The sequence below is a fragment of the Novosphingobium sp. 9U genome, from assembly GCF_902506425.1.
In the GTDB taxonomy this organism is placed as follows: Bacteria; Pseudomonadota; Alphaproteobacteria; order Sphingomonadales; family Sphingomonadaceae; genus Novosphingobium.
Genome location: NZ_LR732474.1, coordinates 1 through 2,053, shown reverse-complemented (window position 1 = coordinate 2,053; position 2,053 = coordinate 1). Strand labels below are relative to the sequence as shown.

The following is a 2,053-nucleotide window of genomic DNA, read 5'->3' as shown; positions in this document are numbered from 1 at the left end:
CCGTAAGCTGCCACCTATTCATCTGCGAAGAAGGACGCGCTTGTTCTGCTTAAGAAGAGCAATCGACGCTTTTGGGTCAATGTTGCGCCGGCGCCCGTCGACACTGGCCGTTGCGCCTCTCTGGATGAGTGCCACCACCTGGCCGGACGTCATCTCAGGCGCCAATGCGATCAGCTTCGCTGCCAGGTTGGCGACGTTGGGCGACGCCATGGAAGTGCCTGAGTCCGCCAGCTCCATGCCCCCCGGAACGTAGGAGTTCACGAGGTTGCCGTTGGCGCTGACCGTAACGTTGCTGCCGTTGCTGGTGAAACTCGTTTCGTCACCGGCCTGATCGACGGCGCTGATCACCAGCAGATTGGGCGCTACAAGAGAATATGGGTAGCCCTCCTCAAAGGCGGTGTCCGTGTTCGAATTGCCGGCTGCGGCGACGAACAGCGTGTCGGGATTATCGATCACCACTTGGCGGAACGCATCGCGGGCGGTCCTAAAATAGCGTCGCGCCAGTGCCTTGCGCTGGGCGACGGTGCCTCCGAGGCCGTTCTTCTCCAAGTCACGCTCGTAGCTGTCGGGCGAGTCGCTCCAGCTCAAGTTGACCACCCGCACCCGATTCGCCTTGAGCCACTCGGAAACTCGTGCGTAGAGTTGCACACGCCGCGCCACGCTTGCGTCACTTGGAGGAGCTGGCACTGCGCGCGTGTCGAAGGTGTCGCGGATCACCGCCAAGCGCACGAAAGGATTGCCGCGGGCGACGATGCCGGCAACGTGGGTGCCGTGGATGTAGTCGCCGAAAAAGCTAAGCTGTTCGAGATAGGCCGCACTCTCCATCGCTGTCATGCGCCCGAGCTTGGCATGCAGCCGCTCGGAGGCGGCACTGTCGAGGCCCGCTTGGCTGTCATTGTATCCCTGGAAGTCACGCAGGGCTGCGGTGTAGGCTACGCGTTGTGCAGCTGTGAGCGGCCGCAGCGTGCCGGTTGTCGGGCGGCTCTCGAGATCGAAAGACAGGCCGTGGCCGTTGTTGGGTGCGCCCGTCAGGACCGGTGCGGCAAAGACACGACCGGGGAACAGAGATACATCGACACCGCTATCCCAAACCGCGACCGTCACGGGATGACCTGGGTCAGTCGTTGTTAGCGTCACCTCGCGTGCAGCCCAGATGTTCGGCTTCCGGACGGTGTTGGCGGCGATCACCGCGCGCAGCGCGGCGATGCTGGCAGTCGTCGTTGGCGCAATGACCCGGTTGAAGGTTCGCGCCCAGAGCAGGTCATCAGCTCCCTTGTCCGTAACCGCACGATCACGCGTAACCGCCGGTTCGACTTCGTTCGCGATATAGCCCGCAACGATCCCAGGCGACTGGATCTCGGCGCGGCTCTTGGTCTCCTTCAGCCGAGTTCCGACGACCGGGAAAGGCAAGGCCGCCAGAGCTTCGCGGTAGAAGGCGGCGAAGCACCTTTCGAAGGCTGGACCGGCGCCGCTGCCGGCCGCGATACGGGCGCGCAGTATAGCTTCCTCGCGCAGGCCGCTGGTCAGCTTGGCGTCGGGCTTGTCCTCTAGTGCCCGGATAGCGAGGATAGTGGCCAGAGCCTGCTCGTTGCGACCGGTCAAGATCTCATAGAAGGACCGGGTCGTCAGCAAGCGCCGGCGTGTGGCGTGGTCGGGTATGTCGAAGTCGGTCAGTACCGCATCAACGTCCGCCGCCACCTTCGCGGCAAAGGCATCAAAGGTCCCATCGTCTGCCGCAAGGAGAGATGCCGCAGTCATGGGCAGCAAATAGCGGTGGCGCGGCATGTCGTTCTGAGTGCGCAGGACAGGTCGCGCTGGCGCCTCCTGCGCTACGGCCTCAGTTGGTGCGCCAATCGCGAAGAGACATGCTCCGGCGACCTGAAACGCGTACCGCGCACTGACAGCTACCATGGTGCCCCCCTATGCCGATGCAAGCTACCCTGTTTCTTCTTCAAGCACGAGGCATCGACAGCCGCTGTGGGATGCCGCTTAAACGCATCTTCCGCTCTGGATGGCATCGAACGCGCCTCGACCATTTGGGTCGAAATGCCTC

The 2,053-nt window shown here is 63.1% G+C and carries 1 protein-coding gene; it reads right to left on the bottom strand.

What is annotated here, in order from left to right; genetic code table 11:
- Positions 1-18 precede the first annotated feature (18 nt).
- Complete coding sequence (locus tag GV044_RS13365; RefSeq protein WP_159871592.1) at positions 19-1,758, bottom strand: S8 family serine peptidase; 1,740 nt, start codon at positions 1,756-1,758, stop codon at positions 19-21.
- Positions 1,759-2,053 lie beyond the last annotated feature (295 nt).